Raw genomic sequence first — 18299 nt, 5'->3', positions numbered from 1 at the left:
GGATGAGTCATTGACAGGTTAAGGGCATCTCCTTAAAGTTGAAGTGATCTGGTTCACTGTCGCTGTACTCGAGGGAGTCTGAAGATGGCCGTCCTGTTTCCCACCATGATCTTTCCGATTCCGACGGACCCATTGGCTGCGTATGGCCCGCTAGTGGCAAAACGGAATCCGGAAACGGTTGCACCAGAGCCGTATATCCATTTTGCGGTCAAGCCGCACACACCCACCATCGGTGCGGAAATCTCGGGGCTGCGGCTGAGTGGCGACCTGTCCGACGAGGTCATGGCCGAACTACGCCGCGCCTTGCTCGAGTGGAAGGTGCTGTTCTTTCGGGACCAGGACATCGACCGCGCGGAGCATCGTGCCTTCGCGGAACGATGGGGTTCACTGGAGCAGCATCCGTTCTTCAAATACACCCAGCCTGGTCAGACCGACATCGACGTCACGACGCTGGCCAAGGACGCAATGGTTGGGGGCGTCGAGAACAACTGGCACAACGATGTGACGTGGCACGAGCATCCGTCCTTTGCGGCAGTTCTTCGGGCCGTCGAAGTGCCGGAAGTTGGAGGCGACACGTTGTGGGCTGACACTGCTGCGGCGTACGACCTCTTGCCGCAGGACATCAAGGAACGCATCGAACACCTTGAAGCCGAGCATGATTGGATCAACGCGTTCGGAAAGTCGATGCCGGCCGAAGCGGTAGACATGCTGCGCCCCAAATTTCCGCCGGTTCGCCATCCGGTTGTGCGCGTTATTCCCGAGAGCGGCCGACGGGTCCTGTTCGTGAACATGACTTTCACGCAGCGGATCGTCGGCGTTTCGCAAGAGGAGTCGAACGAACTTCTCACCCTGCTGTACCGGCACGTCAACCGTCCGGAGTTCCAGGTCCGGTTGAAATGGGAGCCGAATACCGTTGCCTTCTGGGATAATCGGACGTGTCAGCACTATGCGTCGAGTGATTATTTTCCCGCGCGGCGCGTGATGGATCGGATCTCGATCGTCGGTGACCGGCCGGTTGGGATCGTGTAGCCGCCCGCCGAATTTCGGGTGTAGCAGGGGCAAGGTCACTCGTCACGTACTTGTGAGTTCATTCAAGAAAGTTGAACCGAGCCGTTCGTCAGGCGTTCACTGGGATCAATTGGGTATTTCCCGCCTTACGGGAGATCCGGAGCTCGGTGATACGCCGAAAGGAACGAAGATGAACAGGCTCGAAGGTAAGAATGTTGTGATCACGGGGGCGGCCAGCGGGATCGGGCGCGCTGCGGCAGGGTTGATGGCTGCAGAAGGTGCGAAGGTTCTGGTTGCCGATCTTGATGCGTCTCACGCGGAGGAGGCTGCTGCTTCGATTCGTGAATCAGGCGGTATTGCAGTAGGTTTCGGCGTCAATGTGATGGACGAAGATGCCGTCGCCGCGATGATCGACCGAGCAGTAGCCGAATTCGGCGGCATCGACGTGCTGTGTAATCACGTCGGTGGAAGCAATCCGCGCAAGGATCTTGATCTGCTTCGGATGGACTTGGACGAGTGGGATCGCGTCATGGCGCTCAATGCTCGCAGCACCGTTGTCGCGTCGCGGCTGGCGATTCCGCACATGATCAAGGCAGGCGGTGGGTCGATCGTGAACAACGCGTCGGTGGGCGGATTGATCGGTGACTCTTTGCAGTCGGCCTACGGCGCGGCCAAGGCTGCGGTGATCCGGCTGACTCAGTACATCGCAGTCCAGTACGGACCGAACGGTGTTCGGTGCAACGCCGTAGCGCCGGGTGCGATCATGACACCCGCACTCGTGGACAACATCCCGGCTGACGTCATCGAAGGAATGAAGCAGGCAAACGCTCTGCCGTACCTCGGGCAGCCGGAAGACATCGCGCACGCCATGGTCTACCTGGCCTCGGACGAGTCTCGCTACATGACGGGGCAGACCTTGGTGGTCGACGGCGGACTCACCAGCAAGAGTCCCCTCGCAACCGGTCGTTCGTCGATGTTGAGCTGAGTCAGCTCCGCCAACCGCTGGGGCCGGTGCCCAGAACCTCGATAGATCCCTGGCTGGCGTGGGAATGTTTGGTGCGGTGAGTCATTCGCCACGTTCCGTCGATCCGCGCCCACGAATCGTGGTAGTCGCCGAGGGTGAAGAAGTTCAGGTGAGCTTTGCTCCCGGTGCCAACATGCATGTCGCTGACATAGGAGCGGCTGGTGGCGAGATCGCCGACCACCTCGACCAGCACGTTGCCGATCAGATGTTGGGTGGGACCGCACTCGTCGAGGAACGAGCGGATGGAAGCCACCACCTCGGCAGGTCCGCGCAGAGTTCCGGTACCCAGTTCTGCCGTAGCGTCCGCAGTCATGATCCGGTGGAGTTCGTCCCAGTCCCGCGCATCCATGGCTCGGGCGAACTCGAAGATGGAGCGGGTGATCTCGCGTTCGTCGAGAAGAATCGTGATGTCGACGCTCATGCTGTGCGCCTTTCTTAACGTCGGGGGGTTAATAAAGGCGCACAGCAGAAGTCAGCGGTTGAGCAGCTTGCGCATCGCTTCGGCAGCGCCCTTGACCATCTTGTCGCGGGGGAAGCCGCTGCGCTTCTGAGCGCCCTCGTAGTTTCCTGCGGCAACCCAGATCGGGCCGTCGGCAAGGTGCTCGAGGCCTTCGCGTGCAACATCTTCGGGCTCGGCGACGTTCATGCCGGGGATGTCGAAGTTGAGACCGGCGCGAATCATAGCCGGTGTGCGCGTCACCCCGAGAATGAACTCGACGACGTGAACGCCGTACGGCTGGAGTTCGAGCCACAGGCTCTCGGCAAAGATGCGTCCGAATGCCTTGGACGCTGCGTAGATGCTCTGGTGCTCGGAACCCATGAATCCGGCCAGCGAACCGAGCAGCATGATGCCGCCGCGTCCGCGATCCTTCATCAATCCGCCGAAGTGGTGCGAGAGTTCGAGCTGCTTGTTGATGTTCAGCTCGATGACTCCGGCAAATCCCGTCAGATCACCGGTGACGAACTCGTGGCCGTAGCTGTTGGCGCCGGCGTTGAAGATGAGCAGGCCAACCTCGACGTCGTCGGTGACAGCCTTGATCTGATCGAGCGCGTCGGGAACCAGCAGATCCAGTGCAAGAGTGCGTACTTCGACGCCGTTGGCGCGTGCCTTGGCCGCGGTCTCCTCGAGCGGGCCCGGCTTGCGGGCGATGAGCACGAGGTTGATACCGAGCTTGCTGAGCTCGTCGGCGAACCCCGCGCCGACACCTTCGGAACCGCCGGCGATGACTGCCCACGGGCCGTAGTACTGAGGATCGATCATTACTACCTTCTTCGAAAGATGTTGGCTTGACTAATGAAACGGAGCGGGAACGGGTTCGCTGTCGTCGACGATCGGCTTGGGCACCGGCTCGTCGTTGAGGATCTCGAGCTCGCCTGCCGTTGCAGCGTTCACGATGGACGCGATCAAGGCGCCGCACTCCTTGCGAGGAGCGCCTGGGCGTCCCTCACGTTGCCCGAATTCACGTTCGTCGGCGATCTCGAGGCACTTGGCGCGGGCCTGGTCACTCCACTGAACGGTGGTGTGTTCCCAACTGTTCTTCTGGACCAGGACCTGCGCCTTGCACTCAGCGCACTGAAGAGGCTGCATCTTCGTCTGCCTTCTTCGCAGCGAGGTTGTCTTCGACTTCCTTCTGCCAGGCGGCGACGGGGCGTGCGGTGTCGAGTTCGAATTCGAAGCGTTCGGTCATCTCGGGTGCGATGTCCGCGACGTCGACGTAGAACTGCTCGTACCAGCGACGGAGCTGGTAGACCGGGCCGTCCTCTTCGCACAGGAGCGGGTTCTCGATGCGAGTCTTGTTCTTCCAGATCTCGACGTCCTGCTCGAAGCCCTTGGCGATGAACGTGCCGAAGTTCGCTGCCATCGCGTCGGCGGCTTCACCCTGGAAACGATCCGACTTCTTGACGATGATGCCGTACTGGAGCACGAACTTGTCTGCGCTGACCGGGTAGTGGCAGTTGATGAGTACCGAGTCGACGTTGTAGTCCTCGTACTCGTAGGTCAGGTCGTCGACCATGAAGGAGGGGCCGAAGTACGTGGCGACGGAGTTGCTGCCGACCATCTTCGGGGTGCCTGCTGCGTGCGGACGCATGTCCGAGCGAGCGACGCCGCGCATGTACTGCGTTGCGGCGTGGCCTTCGAAGACGTTCTTGAAGTACGTCGGGAAGGAGTAGTGCACGTAGAAGAAGTGCGCCATGTCGACGATGTTGTCGACGATTTCGCGGCAGTTGGTGTCGACGGTCGTGGTGTACCAGACCCAGTCGCTCCACTCGTCGCTGAGCGCGCCTTCGATGCGGGGGATGGCTACGTCGTCCGTCGGCGGGTTGCCCTCGGGGTCGTGCCAGACGAAGAGCATGCCGTCCTGGTCGAGGGTCTGCCATGCACGCGTCTTTGCGAGCGGGGGAACGCGGCGTGCGTACGGAATCTTCTGGCACTTGCCGTTGCCGCCCCAACGCCAATCGTGGAACGGACAGGCAATGGCGTCGCCCTTGATGGTGCCCTGGCTCAGGTCGCCACCCATGTGACGGCAGTACGCGTCGAGAATCTTGACGTTGCCTTCACTGTCGGCGAAGACGACGAGCTTGGTGCCGAACGCCTCGATGGAGTGCGGTTCGCCGTCCTTGAAGGACTCCGTGAGTCCAATGCAGTGCCATCCACGTGCAAAGCGAGTAGGTGCGGTTCCAGCTTGGATCTCGCGAACCTCGTCGTTGTCGGACTGATTGATCGTCACGATGAGTCCCGTCCTTTCCAGGGTCAATGTCAGACTGACGCTAGGTGAGCCGTGATGGGCGCTCTGGCCGTCGTCTCACTAGGCGGGACCAGTGTGTGACCGAGTCGAAGACGGCATCAGTCCCGGCCTCCGGGACTTCCGGTCAGCGGAATCGCGGAAGAAGATATCGTGACGGGGCATCCGCTATGTCTATTTGCCGATCCAGTTTCCGTTGATCGGTGCAAGGAGTGTCTTCCCATGGTCAACAAGGTTCTGAGCGCCGTTCGCGATCTGCTTCCCAAGATTGCCGAGCGAGCTCAGAAGGTGGACGACTCCAGGAAGATACCGGATCGAACCATTCGTGAGCTTGGCGATGCGGGTGTCTTCGCGATGCTGCAGCCCAAGCGCTACGGCGGCGCCGAGAGTGATCCCGTCCAGTTCTACGAAGTGGTTCGTGCGATTTCTGCAGCCTGCGGGTCGACCGGGTGGGTCGCCTCCGTCGTCGGCGTACATCCGTGGCATCTGGCCCTCTTCGACGACCGTGCCCAGGCAGATGTCTGGGGCGAGGACCAGTCGACGCTCATCTCGTCCGCCTATGCGCCGGTCGGTCGTCTGACGGCGGTGGAAGGCGGATACGAACTGTCCGGCAACTGGGGTTTTTCCTCAGGCTGTGAGCACGCCACCTGGGCTTTGCTTGGAGCGATGGTCGTGGGCATGGACGGGCGTCCGGTCGACTTCATGACTGTGTTGGTACCGCGCACGGATTACGAGATCCGTGACGTCTGGGACGTGGTGGGCATGCGCGGGACGGCGAGCAACGAAATAGTTGTGAAGAAGGCCTTTGTCCCCGAGCACCGGTTGAAGCGCAACTATGAGACGGCCCACTTGCAGGGACCCGGCCAGGCGGTCAATCCCGGTCCGCTGTACAAATTGCCCTTCGGAACTATCTTCACGTCGACGGTGGCAGCACCTTGCGTGGGAATTGTCGCCGGTTGCTACGAGGGTTACCTCGAAGTCATGCGCGAGCGTGTTCGGCTCAGCCTGGGCGGTGGACGGTTCAGCGAGGACCAGTTCGCTCAGGTGGCCGTGGCGCGGGCGTCGTCGGAGATCGATGCGGCGATTCTGCAGATGGATCGCAACGTCCGCGAGATGTACGAACTCGCCGCGGCCGGTAAGGAGCTGCCGCTCTCGATGCGGCTGCGTGCTCGGCGTGACCAGGTTCGCGCTACGGAGCGTTCGGTGGAAGCGATCGACATGCTGTTCAAGACGGCCGGCGGAAACTCGCTGTCGCGCGGCAACCCGATCGAGCGGGCGTGGCGTGACGTTCACGCGGGCAGCGTGCATGTGGCAAACGAACCGGAGCGGGCGCTGGCGCTGTACGGACGGGCAGCATTCGGTTTGCCGGTCGAAGACAATCTGATCTGACTGTCCCGGGTTCACAATGTGAGGTTGCGGGGTAACCTCCGCCCTGTGAGGTACACCTCCGAACTGATCATCGGGTCGATTGTCGATCTGGCTGGTGTTTCGCGGGCGAAAATGGTGCCCGCGAACAGGGTTGACGTTTTTGTCACCAGCGGGATGGGTGCGTCGCCCAGTTGGAGTGTGTTCTGCGCCGACGACGCCCTCGCCTTCACCGAGGAGCTTTCCGCGGTGGGTGATCTTCGGTTGAGGATCGCAGAATCAGACCTGCGTGCCGTGGGGGACGATGTGTCCTGGGCGCCTGCGACCCTGCACGAGTTGGACGGATCGATATCGGCGGTGTGCAGTCGAACGGCACTACGACGCACAGTCCAGACGCTTGCGCACGACAATCTCGAAGCTCGGGTGGGTCACGAAATCGAGTTCACACTCTTCGGCGGGGTTGTGGCCGAACAATGGTCAGCCTACGGACTCGGAGCTGCACTTGCGCAGGAGAGCTTTGTCAGGGATCTGTTGGTGAATGCCGAACGCGCCCAACTGAATATCGAACAGTTTCACGCGGAGTACGGCCTCGGACAGTTTGAGATCTCGCTGGCGCCGGCGTCACCGCTCGAAGCGGCAGACAGCGTGATCACAGCCCGAATTCTGATCTGCCGCACCGCCCGATCGCACGGAATGGCTGCATCGTTCTCGCCGATGCCCATCGTGGGTGGATCGGGAAACGGTGCACATCAGCATATTTCGTTGACTCGATCCGGCGAGTCGATCTTCTCCGGTGGAAGACAGGATTACGGGATGACCGCAGACGGTGCCGGTGCGGTGGGTGGCTTGCTCGCTTACCTCGCAGACCTGGGCGCGGTGTTGGCGTCGTCGCCGCTTTCGGGACTGAGGTTGCAGCCCGACACCTGGTCAGGTGCCTTCATCTGTTGGGGTCATGAAAACCGCGAGGCCGCAGTCCGATTCTGCGCCGAATCCATCGGAAATCCTCACGGCGCCAACGTCGAAGTGAAAGTGGTGGATGCCTCCGCGAATCCGTATCTTGCTACTGCCGTCATTCTCGGCGCCATGCATGCGGGTATTGCCGGTGCGCTGACACTGCCGCCGGAAGTGAGCGTCAATCCGTCAGGTCTGGCTGATGCACAGCGGGCGGCACTTTCGATTACGCGCATGCCGACCGAGATGGGCGAGATGCTGCAACGCCTGCGGCTGTCGGAAGTTGCGAAGAGTGTCCTCGGAGACACGATCATCGATGCAATGGTTGCCGTGAAAGCACTCGAAAAGTCACGGTGCTCGGAGTTGGACGAGTCGGTGCTCGTCGAGCGATTGCGATACGCCTGGAGTGCTTGACGGGGACCGATGAGCGTTCTAAATTTAAGTTGTTCCTTAATTAAGGAGTTGCTTAAATGAGCAATGAACTCGACGCGGTATTCGGGGCGTTGGCAGATCCCACCCGGCGTGCGATGCTGACGCGCTTGACCAGCGGTTCCATGACCGTGGGGGAATTGGCCGAGCCGTTCGAGATGAGTCGGCCGGCGATATCGCAGCATCTGAAGGTGCTCGAAAAGGCCGGATTGATCGAACGGACTGCTTCCGCGCAATGGCGCACCTGCACCCTGCGCGCCGAAGGTCTCAACGATGCAGCCGTCTGGGTCGAGGAACACCGTCGCGGTTGGAACGAGCGTTTCGATCTTCTCGACGAGCGACTCCGTGAACTGAAGAATCCCGAATTGAAGAAGGAGAAGGGCAATGAGTGAGCACAATGTCGATCAGACCGCAGAATTCACCATCATCCGAATCTTCGACGCACCACGTGAACTTCTCTGGCGCGCGTGGACCGACCCGGACGAGGCGGCGCGCTGGTGGCACCCGCGTGGTGTGAGGAGCCCCCGCGAGCACGTCGCCATCGACCCGCGCGTTGGTGGGACATACAGCTATTTGATGATCAACGACGAGGACGGCGCCGAATACCCGACAGGCGGAACGTATCTCGAAGTCGAAGAGCCGAAGCGGCTGGTCTTCACCTGGGGTAACCCGGAGGAGTCGGTCGAGAGTGCACCCCGCATCACTGTCACGTTGGTGGAGCAAGGGGACAAGACGGAAATGACGTTCCACCTGGTTGGTATCCCCGGATTCAAGGGCGATGGGAATGTGTACGACGGTTGGAACGAGGCCTTCGACATCTTCGAGGAGTTGATGACTGAATAGTCGCAATCGGGCCCTGTGTCCGGGTGCCGGTGATTGAATGGCGGAAAGCTCGCACTTCACCGATACCGCACTTCACCGATTTAAGGGGAGTCCAAGGCCATGGCGCGTGAGACGACCGTCGTACTCGACGGCTACACCTATTTCGAATGCCCACGTTGGCACGACGACCGCATCTGGGTATCGGATTTCTATAGCCACCAGGTGGTTTCGGCTCGCGAAGACGGAACGGATGTTCGCGTCGAGGCCGAAGTTCCCGGGCAGCCGTCGGGTCTCGGCTGGTTGCCGGACGGCAGGTTGCTTGTGGTGTCGATGCGCGATCAGAAGGTCCTTCGTCGCGAACCGGACGGGCAACTGGTCGTTCATGCGGACCTGTCGACGTATGTGAGCGGCAACGTCAACGACATGCTCGTCGACGCTCACGGCCGTGCGTACGTCGGCAACTTCGGGTTCGATCTGATGAATCTGGCGGCGGTGGAGACTGCGGATCTGCTGCGGGTCGATCCGGATGGCAGCGTGCATGTTGTGGCGCGGGATCTGCACTTTCCCAACGGCATGGCACTGACTTCCAGTGGGGAACTGCTGGTGGACGAGACCTTGGGCAATCGCATCAGTGTTTTCTCCGTCGCGGACGACGGTTCCCTGGGGGAGCGTCGTGATTGGGCGACGTTCGGCGGCGTGCCTGATGGTTCGACGATGGAGTCCACCATTTCCCAGATGGTGATCGCGCCCGACGGGTGCTGCATCGATGCGGACGATTCGATGTGGGTAGCCGACGCAATCGGTAGTCGGATACTTCATGTGGCGGCGGGATCTGGAGTGATCGACGAGATTCCCTTCGAAACCGGGGTGTTTGCCTGCGGGTTGGGTGGGGCAGACGGACGAACACTGTTTGTCTGTGCGGCACCGGATTTCAACGAGCACGCACGTAAGGTGGCAACGGAAGGAAAGTTGTTGTCGATACGTCTGGAGTAGTTGGATTCACATGGAATTAGTGACGTCGCTGCCTGCCGATACCCCGCTCCGGCACGTTGCGGAACGGGTGCGCCGCATCGAGGAACTCGGTTTCGACACCGTGCACATTTCGGAGACCGTTCGAGATCCGTTTGCCGTTGCGGCTCTGGCCATTGAGCACAGTTCCAGGCTCACCGTGCGGACGTCCATGGTGGTGGCGTTTGCGCGTAGTCCGATGCTGACGGCATTGGCGGCCTGGGATCTGGCGGACTTCTCCGGCGGCCGATTCCAGTTGGGTTTGGCAACTCAGGTGCGCGGAAACATCGTCGGACGGTATTCGATGCCGTGGACGGACCCTGTTGCGCAACTGCGCGATTACGTCGGCGCTGTTCGGGCGATATTCGAGGCTTTCCGATCCGGTAGTGCTCTCGACTACGAGGGCACACACTACACATTCAATCGGTTGCAGCCGTATTTCAATCCGGGGCCGATCGACGTCCCCGCACCCGAGATCTGGACGGGCGGGGTGAACGCGCGGATGTGCGCCCTGGCAGGCGAGGTTGCCGACGGTTTTGTTGCACATCCGACAAGTTCACATCCGAAAGTGCTCGGGGAGAAGATAATTCCGGCGCTCGAGTCCGGTGGTCGGAAACCTCGGATTGTCGCAGTTCCGAAGGTGATCACCGGGCGTGATGGCGCCGCAGTAGCTGCGGCCCGTGAGCCGGTACGCAAAGAGCTTGCGTTCCTGTACTCCACACCGGCCTACCGAATTGCGTTGGATGTACTGGGATCCCCTGAGGTCGGTGAGAAGTTGACGTCGATGGCGCGCTCTGGTGACTGGGCCGATCTGGCCGGCGTACTTACCGACGACGTTCTTGACGGGTTGATCACACAATGCACGTATTCAGAGTTGCCGGAAGTGCTGACTACGAAGTACGGAAGCATCTGTGACGGCGTTGCCTTGGCGATCCCGACGGATCCGGCCGACGATGAAGGTTTCCGAAGTATGTGCGCGGAGCTTCGAGCCGCGGAGTAATGCTGCTGCGGAGTGATCTCATCTCTTGCGGGTGATGCGCCGACGGTGTCGGCAGGCCAGATTGACTCCTGAGGGTTCTGAGACGAAGTCGGAGGAGACGTCATGTCCGGGCAGGAAAAACCAGCAACAGCATTCACCGCTGAGGTCAACCGCGCGGCGGTGGCTGATTACCCGATGTCGGATCGGGAAGATTTCGGCGACATCGATCGTGGATTCATCGCAGGCTGGAAAGACGACCAGGTCTTCAACGACAAGGGCGAACTGATCCACGATGGCCGGCCTCTCGAATACATCGCTGATGACAAGCAGGCGCCCGAGTCGGTGAATCCCAGTCTGTGGCGGCAATCGCAGTTGGTGAAGCGGTGCGGTCTGTACAAGGTTGTCGACGGTCTGTATCAAGTCCGATTCGCGGTCAACCTGACCATCGTCGACGCCCCTGACGGACTGGTCATCATCGACACCACCACCAGCGCTGATCTCGCCAAGGCAGGTCTTGAACTCTTCCGCCGTGAACTCGGCAACAACAAGCCGATCGTTGCAATCATCTATACCCACACCCATTTCGACCACTACGCGGGCGTCAAAGGACTTGTGGACGAGGCCGATGTGGTGGCGGGCAAGATCCCCATCATCGCCCCGGGCACCATCGAGTCGTTCAACAAGCACGCCATTGGTGAGAACGTCATCACCGGAAACGCGATGTCGCGTCGGATGGGATACACCTTCGGTTTGATTCTGCCGCAATGTGATTGCGGGCTGGTGACCGTTGGCCTGGGCTCTGGCGCTGACGGAATGAACATCCACATGACCTACATTCCGCCGACCGACGGCATCACCAAGACCGGTGAGGTACGCAATCTCGGCGGGTGGGATTTCGAGTTCCTCTACGCTCCCGACACCGAAGCACCGGAGGAGATGCACATCTGGATCCCGGCCATCAAAGCACTCACCTGTGCCGAGAACGCCAATCACTCGATGCACAACATCCAGACGATCCGCGGCGCACGCACCCGAGATGCGCGCAACTTCGCCAGGTACCTGGATGAGACCTTGGTGCGGTGGGGCGACGAGGTCGAAGTTCACCACGGTCCGCACACGTGGCCGGTATGGGGGAACGCCACGGTGGTGGAATTCCTTGAATCGCAACGGGACATGTACAAGTTCATTCACGATCAGGCGCTACGATTCGCGAACCAGGGCTACACGCCGCTCGAAGCTGCGGAGGTCGTCCGGCTACCGGAAGCCATCGGACAGAAGTGGTACAACCGCTACTACCACGGCGGACTGCACCACAACATCCGCGCGGTCTTCCACAAGGAATTGGGATTCTGGGACGGTGACCCGGCGACGATCTTGCCGTTGCTACCCGAGGATCACGCCAAGCGGCACGTCGACCTGATCGGACGAGAGAAGATACTTGCCGAGGGGCGCAGTGCTTTTGAAGCGGGCGACTATCGGTGGGCGGTGCAGCTACTCCATCACCTGGTCTTCGCCGATCCTGACGACGAGGAAGCGAAGAATTTGCAGGCGGACGCCTACGAACAACTCGGATACCAGCAGGAAGTCCCGCAGTATCGGTCGATCTTCCTCGCCACGGCGATGGAGCTACGCAACGGAGTGACGAGCGCCGGCCAGATCAACACCGACACCACCGACACAATTCTTGCGATGCCAATCGATCTGCTTTTCGACTATGCGGGTGTACATCTCATCGCCGAAAAGGCGGACGACGTCGACATTTCCGTCAACTTCAGTTTTGCTGACACAAAACAGGATTGGCACATGTGGGTGCGACGGGCGGTGTTGAACGCTCGGGCAGGGCACGTCCCGGATGCGCACCTGACGCTCAGCGGTCCCAAGCCTCTACTTGCGGGAATCCTGCTGAAACCGGGTGACGCATCAGCGATTCTCGACGGTGGGAAAGTAAGTGCAACAGGTGATCTGTCGGTTTTGAAGACCCTGGCCGAGGTGATGGATACCTTCGATCCGAATTTCGATATCGCCACGCCGTGAAACAAAGCAAGTGGGGCAGGCGGTACGACATCGCCTGCCCCACTTGCCTGTGTAGTGCTACTTCGCCATATCCTGGGCTGCTCGGTAGGAGAAGACCATGGCCGTACCCAGCGGGACGCCGGGGCCGGGGTAGAAGCGGCCGCTGAGCGACGCGCTCGTGTTGCCTGCTGCGTAGAGGCCGTCGATCACGGTACCGTCGGCGCGCAGAACGTGGCCGTCGATGTCGGTGACCAAGCCGCCCTTGGTGCCGAGGTCACTGAGAACGATGCGTGCCGCGTAGAACGGGCCGGTCTCGATTGCGGTGAGTGCTGCGTTGGCGCCGCCGTTGGGCGGGCAGAAGAACGCATCGTAGGGATCTTCGCCGCGGTGGAACTGCTCGTCGACACCCAATTTTGCTGCGTCGTTGAACTTTTCGACGGTGCTACGCAGCGCGTCAGCCGGGATGCCGGTCTTTTCTGCGAGCTCTTCGAGAGTGTCTGCAGCAACCCAGGTTCCAGCCTCGAGGTGCTTGGCGGGAGGGGTGTTGGGGATGCTGATCGCGGGCAATCCGCCGCGTTCACGGGAATCGAAGATCATGAACGACGGTACGGCAGAACCATTGTCGTTGTGCGCGTCCATCGCGCGGCCGAACTGGTCGTACGGCAGCGACTCGTTGAGGTAGCGCTCGCCGGCCTTGTCGACGACCAGGCCGCCGCGGACACCGACCATGAATGCGGCGCTGCCGTCGGGCTGCTCGACGCCGGGGCAGAACCAGGCCTGATCCAGCAGCGCTGTTGCGCCGCCGACAGCAACGCCGGCACTGATCGCGTCGCCGGTATTCGCGCCGAACGGGCCCATGCTCCAGATGGCCTTGCCCGGGGTGCCTGACTGCTCGCGCAACGTGTCGTTGCCTTCGATTCCACCGGCTGCCATGAGCACGCCACGGTTTGCCTTGATGCGCTGGGTTTCGCCACCGGATTCGACCTCGGCGCCGACAACGCGGCCGTCTTCGACGATCAAGGAGGTGAGAGTGGTTTCGGTGCGCAGATCGGCCTTGCCGGTGCTCTGAACGGCTGCGAGTAGACGGCCGATCAGTGCACGTCCGCCGATCATCTTGCCGGGCGCATGGCCCTGGCCGGTTCGGTCCTGATCGAGCTCGGGACGAACCAGTTCTGCGAGGTCGCCGATGTCAGCCGGGTCGAGATCGAGCGGGTTGATGGAGCGTCCCGTGTCCATCCGGCCTTCAGCCTTGTAGTAGTCGGGGAAAGCCCGGAACTCGAATTCGATGTTCGGGTTCTTCTCCAGTAGCGCGACGACAGCGGGGGCTGTGTCGACGTACGCGTCCTGGCGATCGGACTCGGAATCACCGAGCAGCGAGCGCAGGTAGGTGCGCGCGTTCTCGGTGGAATCGGGCAGGCCGGCACGTTCCTGGACCTGAGTTCCCGGCAGCCAGATGGAAGCTCCGGAGTACGACGACGTTCCGCCGAAGCGGTTGGTCTTTTCGATCACGATGGTGCTCAATCCGGCAGCTGCGGCGGTATAAGCACCGGTCAGCGCGCCGCCGCCGGAACCGACGACCAATACGTCGCACTCCGTGGTCCAGTCCTGCATCATTGCGTCCTAACTCGAAGAGGGTGGGGCCTATACGCAATACCCAGTGGCCCGCGTTGGCTATGTCAGGTCTCACTCAGCGGGCAATATGCCGACATGCGGGGATTGGGTGCGAGAATTGACTCGGTCGTCCGCGGCCGCTACACACTCACAGGATGATTAGGGGCGACGGTGCCGAGAATTGCCGAGGTCAGAGACGCGGCCGAGCCCAGTTCGGACGAGCAGCGGGCACGCCATGTCCGGATGTTGCAAGCTGCAGAAGAGCTGGCGACGGAGAAGGAACTTGCTCGCGTCCAGATGCACGAGGTCGCGAAGCGTGCCGGAGTCGCTATCGGGACGCTGTACCGCTACTTCCCGTCGAAAACTCACTTGTTCGTTGCCGTGATGGTCGAGCAGATCGATCAGATCGGCGACACCTTCACCAAGCATCAGGTGCAGTCGGCAAATCCGCAGGATGCTGTCTACGAAGTGTTGGTGCGCGCCACCCGTGGATTACTGCGTCGGCCGGCCCTCTCGACAGCGATGCTGCAATCAACCAGCACCGCCAACGTCGCAACAGTTCCCGATGCAGGCAAGATCGATCGGGGTTTTCGTCAGATCGTGTTGGATGCGGCGGGAATCGACAATCCCACCGAAGACGACAACACCGCATTGCGACTGCTGATGCAGCTGTGGTTCGGCGTGATTCAGTCCTGCCTCAACGGCAGGATCTCGATTCCCGACGCGGAGTACGACATCCGCAAGGGCTGCGATTTGCTTCTGGTCAATCTTTCGCGGCACTGACAGCGATTCGCCTCCGGGCGTTGAGCTTGTCTTATTCTCAAAATTGAAATGAATTCTAATTCAAGAACCGTACTGAACGTGGACCGCCGCGTTGCTCTACTTAAATAAATAGAATACATTGCAGAAAAGTGATAGGTGAGCCAGCTCACCAACCGATATCTCTACGAAGGAGCGCTCATCATGGGCCATGCAGTCATCGTCGAAGCCGCCCGCACACCGATCGGCCGTCGTCGCGGCGCGCTGGCGGGACTGCACCCCGCCGAGATTCTGGGAGCAGCGCAGCTCGGAGTTCTCGAACGGGCAGGCGTCGCCCCGGAAGACATCGGACAGATCATCGGCGGCTGTGTCACCCAGGCGGGCGAGCAGTCCAACAACGTCACGCGTCAGGCATGGCTGCACGCCGGACTGCCGTACAGCACCGCGGCAACCACCATCGACTGCGCCTGTGGATCTGCCCAGCAGGCAGTGCATTTGATTTCCGGCCTCATTTCCTCGGGTCAGATCTCAGCAGGTATCGGCTGTGGCGTCGAGGCTATGAGTCGTGTGTTCCTGGGCCAGGCAAATGCGCCCGGAACGGGAAACCCGTACCCGGACGACTGGACGATCGACATGGGCGACCAGTTCACCTCTGCGCAGCGAATTGCCGAGAAGCGTGGCATCACGCGCGCCGACGTCGACGCGTTCGGTCTCGAGTCGCAGCGCCGCGCAGCCCAGGCGTGGGCCGAAGGTCGCTTCGACCGTGAAATCGTGCCCGTCAAGGCTCCGGTCGTCACCAAGGAAGGTACGCCGACCGGCGAGATCGCTACGGTGACCCGTGACGGCGGCCTTCGCGAGACCACTGCGGAAGCGCTCGCCGGACTCAAGCCGGTCATCGAGGGTCATATCCACACCGCCGGCAACTCGTCGCAGATCAGCGACGGAGCCGCAGCAGTGCTGCTGATGAGTGAAGAGCGCGCGCAGGAACTGGGCCTCAAGCCCCGCGCGCGGATCATCGCATCCGGCATGGTCGGATCCGATCCCTTCTACCACCTGGACGGACCGATCGAGTCCACCCAGATGGTGCTCGACAAGGCCGGAATGACCCTGAACGACATCGATCTCGTCGAAATCAACGAGGCTTTTGCCTCCGTCGTCCTCTCCTGGGCGCAGGTCCACGGGGCAGACCTGTCCAAGGTCAACGTCAACGGCGGCGCAATTGCTCTGGGACACCCCGTCGGTTCCACCGGTGCTCGCCTGATCACGACGGCGCTGCACGAACTCGAGCGTTCCGACAAGTCCACGGCTCTGATCACGATGTGCGCCGGTGGAGCTCTCTCGACCGCCACCATCATCGAACGCATCTGATCCGTACTCACACTTTCGAATTGACGAGGTAGACATGACTATTGGATTGAGTGAAGAAGATCGCGACCTCCGCGATTCCGTACGGGGCTGGGCCGCGCGCCACGCAACGCCCGCCGTCATCCGCGAAGCTGTCGAGGCCAAGGTCGAGACCCGCCCGCAACTCTGGGACGGGCTTGCCGAGCAGGGCCTTCTGGGTCTGCACGTAGCCGAGGAATTCGGTGGCGCCGGATACGGATTGGTCGAACTTGCGATCGTCGTCGAGGAACTGGGGCGTTCGATGGTTCCCGGCCCGTTCCTGCCGACCGTGCTGGTCAGCGCAGTCCTCAGCGACGCCGGAGTCACCGCGCCGCTTGCCGGCCTGGTCGACGGCAGCACACTCGGAGCTGTTGCCGTGCAGCCCGGTTCGCTGAAGATCACCCGTGACGGTGACACCGCTACCCTCAGCGGAACGTCGAGCCACATCCTCGGCGGACATGTCGGCGACCAGTTCCTACTCGCCACGGACAGCGGTTTCGTTCTGCTCGGACGCGACCGGCTCGAGGTCACCGACTTGGCCAGCTACGACGTCGTGCGTCGTAATTCCGAGGTCACCGTCGACGGACTGGTGCTCACCGCCGCCGAGATCCTCGACATCGACAGCCAGCGTGTACTCGATATCGCCGCAACCCTGTTCGCGGCCGAGGCGTCGGGTCTGGCCGACTGGGCGGTGACCACTTCTGCCGACTATGCGAAGGTGCGTCAGCAGTTCGGGCGCCCGATCGGTCAGTTTCAGGGTGTCAAACACAAGGCTGCCCGGATGCTTGCTCTTGCCGAGCAGGCCCGTGTCTGTGCTTGGGACGCAGCGCGTGCGCTGACGCCCGCAAACGGAGTCGGTGCCGAAGAGGCTTCTCTCGCAGCAGCAGTCGCCGGAGCCACGGCCCTCGAAGCCGGTTTCTCCGTCACCCGTGACTGCATCCAGGTGCTCGGCGGAATCGGCTACACGTGGGAGCACGACGCGCACCTGTACCTGCGCCGCGCGCAGTCCCTGCGGATTCTGTTGGGCTCCACCGCTTCTTGGCGTCGCCGCGTCGCCGCGCTGACCATTGCCGGCGCCCGCCGCGTGCTCAGCATCGAATTGCCGCCGGAGGCCGAGGCGATCCGCGCCGATGTTCGCGCTGAACTCGCTCCGGCTCTCGAACTCGAAGGCGCCGCGCAGAAGACGTACCTCGCGGAAAAGGGCTACACCGCACCGCACTTCACGGCTCCGTGGGGCAAGTCCGCCGACGCCGTCAGCCAGCTCGTGATCGCCGAGGAACTGCGCGCGGCGAAGATCAAGCCGCACGACATGATCATCGGCAACTGGGTTATCCCGACGCTCATCGCGCACGGCAACGAAGAGCAGCTTGCCAAGTTCGTCCCACCGTCACTGCGCGGTGACATCGTCTGGTGCCAGCTCTTCTCCGAGCCGGGCGCAGGTTCCGACCTCGCAGCTCTGAGCACGAAGGCCACCAAGGTCGACGGTGGCTGGAAGTTGCAGGGCCAGAAGGTATGGACGTCGATGGCACGCGACGCGCACTGGGGCATCTGCCTCGCCCGCACCGACGCCGACGCCCCCAAGCACAAGGGCCTGTCCTACTTCCTCATCGACATCAAGAACAGCGGCCTCGACATTCGCCCGCTGCGCGAGATCACCGGTGAAGCACTGTTCAACGAAGTCTTCTTCGACGACGTCTTCGTTCCCGACAAGTGCCTCGTCGGCGGGCCGGGCGACGGCTGGAAGCTCGCTCGAACCACGCTGGCCAACGAGCGTGTCTCGCTGTCGAACGACTCCTCCCTGGGATCGGGCGGCGAGGCACTGCTGAGCCTGGTCGACGGACTGCCAGGCGGTATCGACGACGAGCAGCTGACGGTACTCGGAAAGGTGCTGTGTGACGCGCAGTCCGGCGGTTTGCTGGGTCTGCGGACCACGCTGCGCTCGCTGTCCGGTGCGCAGCCTGGTGCGGAGTCCTCCGTTGCGAAGCTCATCGGTGTCGAGCACATCCAGCAGGTGTGGGACGTGGCCATGGAGTGGGCCGGACCGAGTTCGCTACTGGGCGACCAGCATCGGATGTCTGCAACTCAGATGTTCCTGAACTCGCAGTGCATGTCCATCGCGGGTGGTACAACGAATGTTCAGCTCAACATCATCGGTGAGCGAATCCTGGGTCTACCTCGTGACCCCGAACCGGGAAAGTGATCT

General features: G+C 61.6%; 17 protein-coding genes. 12 read left to right on the top strand and 5 right to left on the bottom strand.

Annotated features, from left to right (window positions below; genetic code table 11):
- Nucleotides 1-84: 84 nt before the first annotated feature.
- Nucleotides 85-1029: a TauD/TfdA dioxygenase family protein gene (locus EEB13_RS10145; RefSeq protein WP_141485156.1), complete on the top strand. Its 945-nt coding sequence runs from the start codon at nt 85-87 to the stop codon at nt 1027-1029.
- 169 nt (nt 1030-1198) lie between these two features.
- Nucleotides 1199-1993: an SDR family NAD(P)-dependent oxidoreductase gene (locus tag EEB13_RS10140; RefSeq protein ID WP_141485155.1), complete on the top strand. Its 795-nt coding sequence runs from the start codon at nt 1199-1201 to the stop codon at nt 1991-1993.
- Between the two features lies 1 nt (nt 1994).
- Here the strand turns inward: EEB13_RS10140 and EEB13_RS10135 are convergent, their stop codons facing one another.
- The 4 genes from EEB13_RS10135 to EEB13_RS10120 are packed head-to-tail and all read right to left on the bottom strand — an operon-like array spanning nt 1995 to nt 4761.
- Nucleotides 1995-2453: a nuclear transport factor 2 family protein gene (locus EEB13_RS10135; RefSeq protein WP_141485154.1), complete on the bottom strand. Its 459-nt coding sequence runs from the start codon at nt 2451-2453 to the stop codon at nt 1995-1997.
- A 51-nt stretch (nt 2454-2504) separates the two neighbouring features.
- Nucleotides 2505-3293 (bottom strand): SDR family NAD(P)-dependent oxidoreductase, encoded by a 789-nt coding sequence (locus EEB13_RS10130; protein WP_045064968.1) that lies wholly within the window; start codon nt 3291-3293, stop codon nt 2505-2507.
- A gap of 30 nt (nt 3294-3323) precedes the next feature.
- Nucleotides 3324-3620, bottom strand: coding sequence for a hypothetical protein (locus EEB13_RS10125; RefSeq protein ID WP_033233220.1), 297 nt, complete (start codon nt 3618-3620; stop codon nt 3324-3326).
- Entirely contained in the window at nt 3598-4761 is a 1164-nt protein-coding gene (locus EEB13_RS10120) for a Rieske 2Fe-2S domain-containing protein (RefSeq protein WP_033233219.1), read from the bottom strand. Before EEB13_RS10120 ends, EEB13_RS10125 begins: the two co-directional genes overlap by 23 nt.
- Nucleotides 4762-4998: 237 nt before the next feature.
- Here EEB13_RS10120 and hsaA point away from each other — a divergent pair, with 237 nt between their 5' ends.
- From hsaA to EEB13_RS10085, 7 genes are all read left to right on the top strand, one after another.
- Complete coding sequence (gene hsaA / locus EEB13_RS10115) at nt 4999-6165, top strand: 3-hydroxy-9,10-secoandrosta-1,3,5(10)-triene-9,17-dione monooxygenase oxygenase subunit (protein ID WP_033233218.1); 1167 nt, start codon at nt 4999-5001, stop codon at nt 6163-6165.
- Nucleotides 6166-6210: 45 nt separating this feature from the next.
- A complete protein-coding gene (locus EEB13_RS10110; protein ID WP_261984488.1) occupies nt 6211-7506 on the top strand; it encodes a glutamine synthetase family protein in 1296 nt (431 codons plus the stop codon).
- Between the two features lie 56 nt (nt 7507-7562).
- Nucleotides 7563-7913, top strand: a complete 351-nt coding sequence (locus tag EEB13_RS10105; protein ID WP_045064961.1) for an ArsR/SmtB family transcription factor — start codon at nt 7563-7565, stop codon at nt 7911-7913.
- Nucleotides 7906-8364, top strand: a complete 459-nt coding sequence (locus tag EEB13_RS10100) for an SRPBCC domain-containing protein (protein ID WP_045064958.1) — start codon at nt 7906-7908, stop codon at nt 8362-8364. The genes EEB13_RS10105 and EEB13_RS10100 overlap by 8 nt, the downstream gene beginning before the upstream one ends.
- 99 nt (nt 8365-8463) lie before the next feature.
- Nucleotides 8464-9336 carry an SMP-30/gluconolactonase/LRE family protein gene (locus tag EEB13_RS10095; protein WP_095887156.1) on the top strand — a complete coding sequence of 291 codons (873 nt, stop codon included), beginning with the start codon at nt 8464-8466 and terminating at the stop codon, nt 9334-9336.
- Between the two features lie 10 nt (nt 9337-9346).
- Nucleotides 9347-10351 carry a TIGR03617 family F420-dependent LLM class oxidoreductase gene (locus tag EEB13_RS10090; protein ID WP_141485153.1) on the top strand — a complete coding sequence of 335 codons (1005 nt, stop codon included), beginning with the start codon at nt 9347-9349 and terminating at the stop codon, nt 10349-10351.
- Between the two features lie 102 nt (nt 10352-10453).
- The gene (locus EEB13_RS10085) at nt 10454-12364 is read left to right on the top strand and encodes an alkyl/aryl-sulfatase (protein ID WP_141485152.1); all 1911 of its coding nucleotides are present in this window, start codon (nt 10454-10456) and stop codon (nt 12362-12364) included.
- A 57-nt stretch (nt 12365-12421) separates the two neighbouring features.
- On the opposite strand, the gene EEB13_RS10080 is transcribed toward EEB13_RS10085, so the two are convergent.
- On the bottom strand, nt 12422-13954 hold the full coding sequence (locus EEB13_RS10080; protein ID WP_179300764.1) for an FAD-dependent oxidoreductase: 1533 nt from the start codon (nt 13952-13954) through the stop codon (nt 12422-12424).
- A gap of 171 nt (nt 13955-14125) precedes the next feature.
- Here EEB13_RS10080 and EEB13_RS10075 point away from each other — a divergent pair, with 171 nt between their 5' ends.
- The 3 genes from EEB13_RS10075 to EEB13_RS10065 all read left to right on the top strand — a co-directional run bounded on the left by EEB13_RS10075 (nt 14126) and on the right by EEB13_RS10065 (nt 18296).
- Nucleotides 14126-14737, top strand: coding sequence for a TetR family transcriptional regulator (locus EEB13_RS10075; RefSeq protein ID WP_033233213.1), 612 nt, complete (start codon nt 14126-14128; stop codon nt 14735-14737).
- 180 nt (nt 14738-14917) lie between these two features.
- Nucleotides 14918-16081, top strand: coding sequence for a steroid 3-ketoacyl-CoA thiolase (locus EEB13_RS10070; protein WP_033233804.1), 1164 nt, complete (start codon nt 14918-14920; stop codon nt 16079-16081).
- 34 nt (nt 16082-16115) lie between these two features.
- On the top strand, nt 16116-18296 hold the full coding sequence (locus EEB13_RS10065) for an acyl-CoA dehydrogenase (protein WP_141485151.1): 2181 nt from the start codon (nt 16116-16118) through the stop codon (nt 18294-18296).
- The last annotated feature ends 3 nt before the right edge of the window (nt 18297-18299 follow it).

The sequence above is a fragment of the Rhodococcus sp. WS3 genome (assembly GCF_003797085.1).
Classification (GTDB): domain Bacteria; phylum Actinomycetota; class Actinomycetes; order Mycobacteriales; family Mycobacteriaceae; genus Rhodococcus_F; species Rhodococcus_F globerula.
Note: the sequence above shows the minus strand (reverse complement) of the source record. Positions and strands in the feature narration are given on the sequence as shown.

Coding starts and splice junctions, on each gene's coding strand:
- hsaA (WP_033233218.1), top strand. CDS start 4,999: ATGGTCAACAAGGTTCTGAGCGCCGTTCGCGATCTGCTTCCCAAGATT.
- EEB13_RS10100 (WP_045064958.1), top strand. CDS start 7,906: ATGAGTGAGCACAATGTCGATCAGACCGCAGAATTCACCATCATCCGA.
- EEB13_RS10095 (WP_095887156.1), top strand. CDS start 8,464: ATGGCGCGTGAGACGACCGTCGTACTCGACGGCTACACCTATTTCGAA.
- EEB13_RS10130 (WP_045064968.1), bottom strand. CDS start 3,293: ATGATCGATCCTCAGTACTACGGCCCGTGGGCAGTCATCGCCGGCGGT.
- EEB13_RS10145 (WP_141485156.1), top strand. CDS start 85: ATGGCCGTCCTGTTTCCCACCATGATCTTTCCGATTCCGACGGACCCA.
- EEB13_RS10070 (WP_033233804.1), top strand. CDS start 14,918: ATGGGCCATGCAGTCATCGTCGAAGCCGCCCGCACACCGATCGGCCGT.
- EEB13_RS10135 (WP_141485154.1), bottom strand. CDS start 2,453: ATGAGCGTCGACATCACGATTCTTCTCGACGAACGCGAGATCACCCGC.
- EEB13_RS10085 (WP_141485152.1), top strand. CDS start 10,454: ATGTCCGGGCAGGAAAAACCAGCAACAGCATTCACCGCTGAGGTCAAC.
- EEB13_RS10105 (WP_045064961.1), top strand. CDS start 7,563: ATGAGCAATGAACTCGACGCGGTATTCGGGGCGTTGGCAGATCCCACC.
- EEB13_RS10065 (WP_141485151.1), top strand. CDS start 16,116: ATGACTATTGGATTGAGTGAAGAAGATCGCGACCTCCGCGATTCCGTA.
- EEB13_RS10090 (WP_141485153.1), top strand. CDS start 9,347: ATGGAATTAGTGACGTCGCTGCCTGCCGATACCCCGCTCCGGCACGTT.
- EEB13_RS10080 (WP_179300764.1), bottom strand. CDS start 13,954: ATGCAGGACTGGACCACGGAGTGCGACGTATTGGTCGTCGGTTCCGGC.
- EEB13_RS10140 (WP_141485155.1), top strand. CDS start 1,199: ATGAACAGGCTCGAAGGTAAGAATGTTGTGATCACGGGGGCGGCCAGC.
- EEB13_RS10125 (WP_033233220.1), bottom strand. CDS start 3,620: ATGCAGCCTCTTCAGTGCGCTGAGTGCAAGGCGCAGGTCCTGGTCCAG.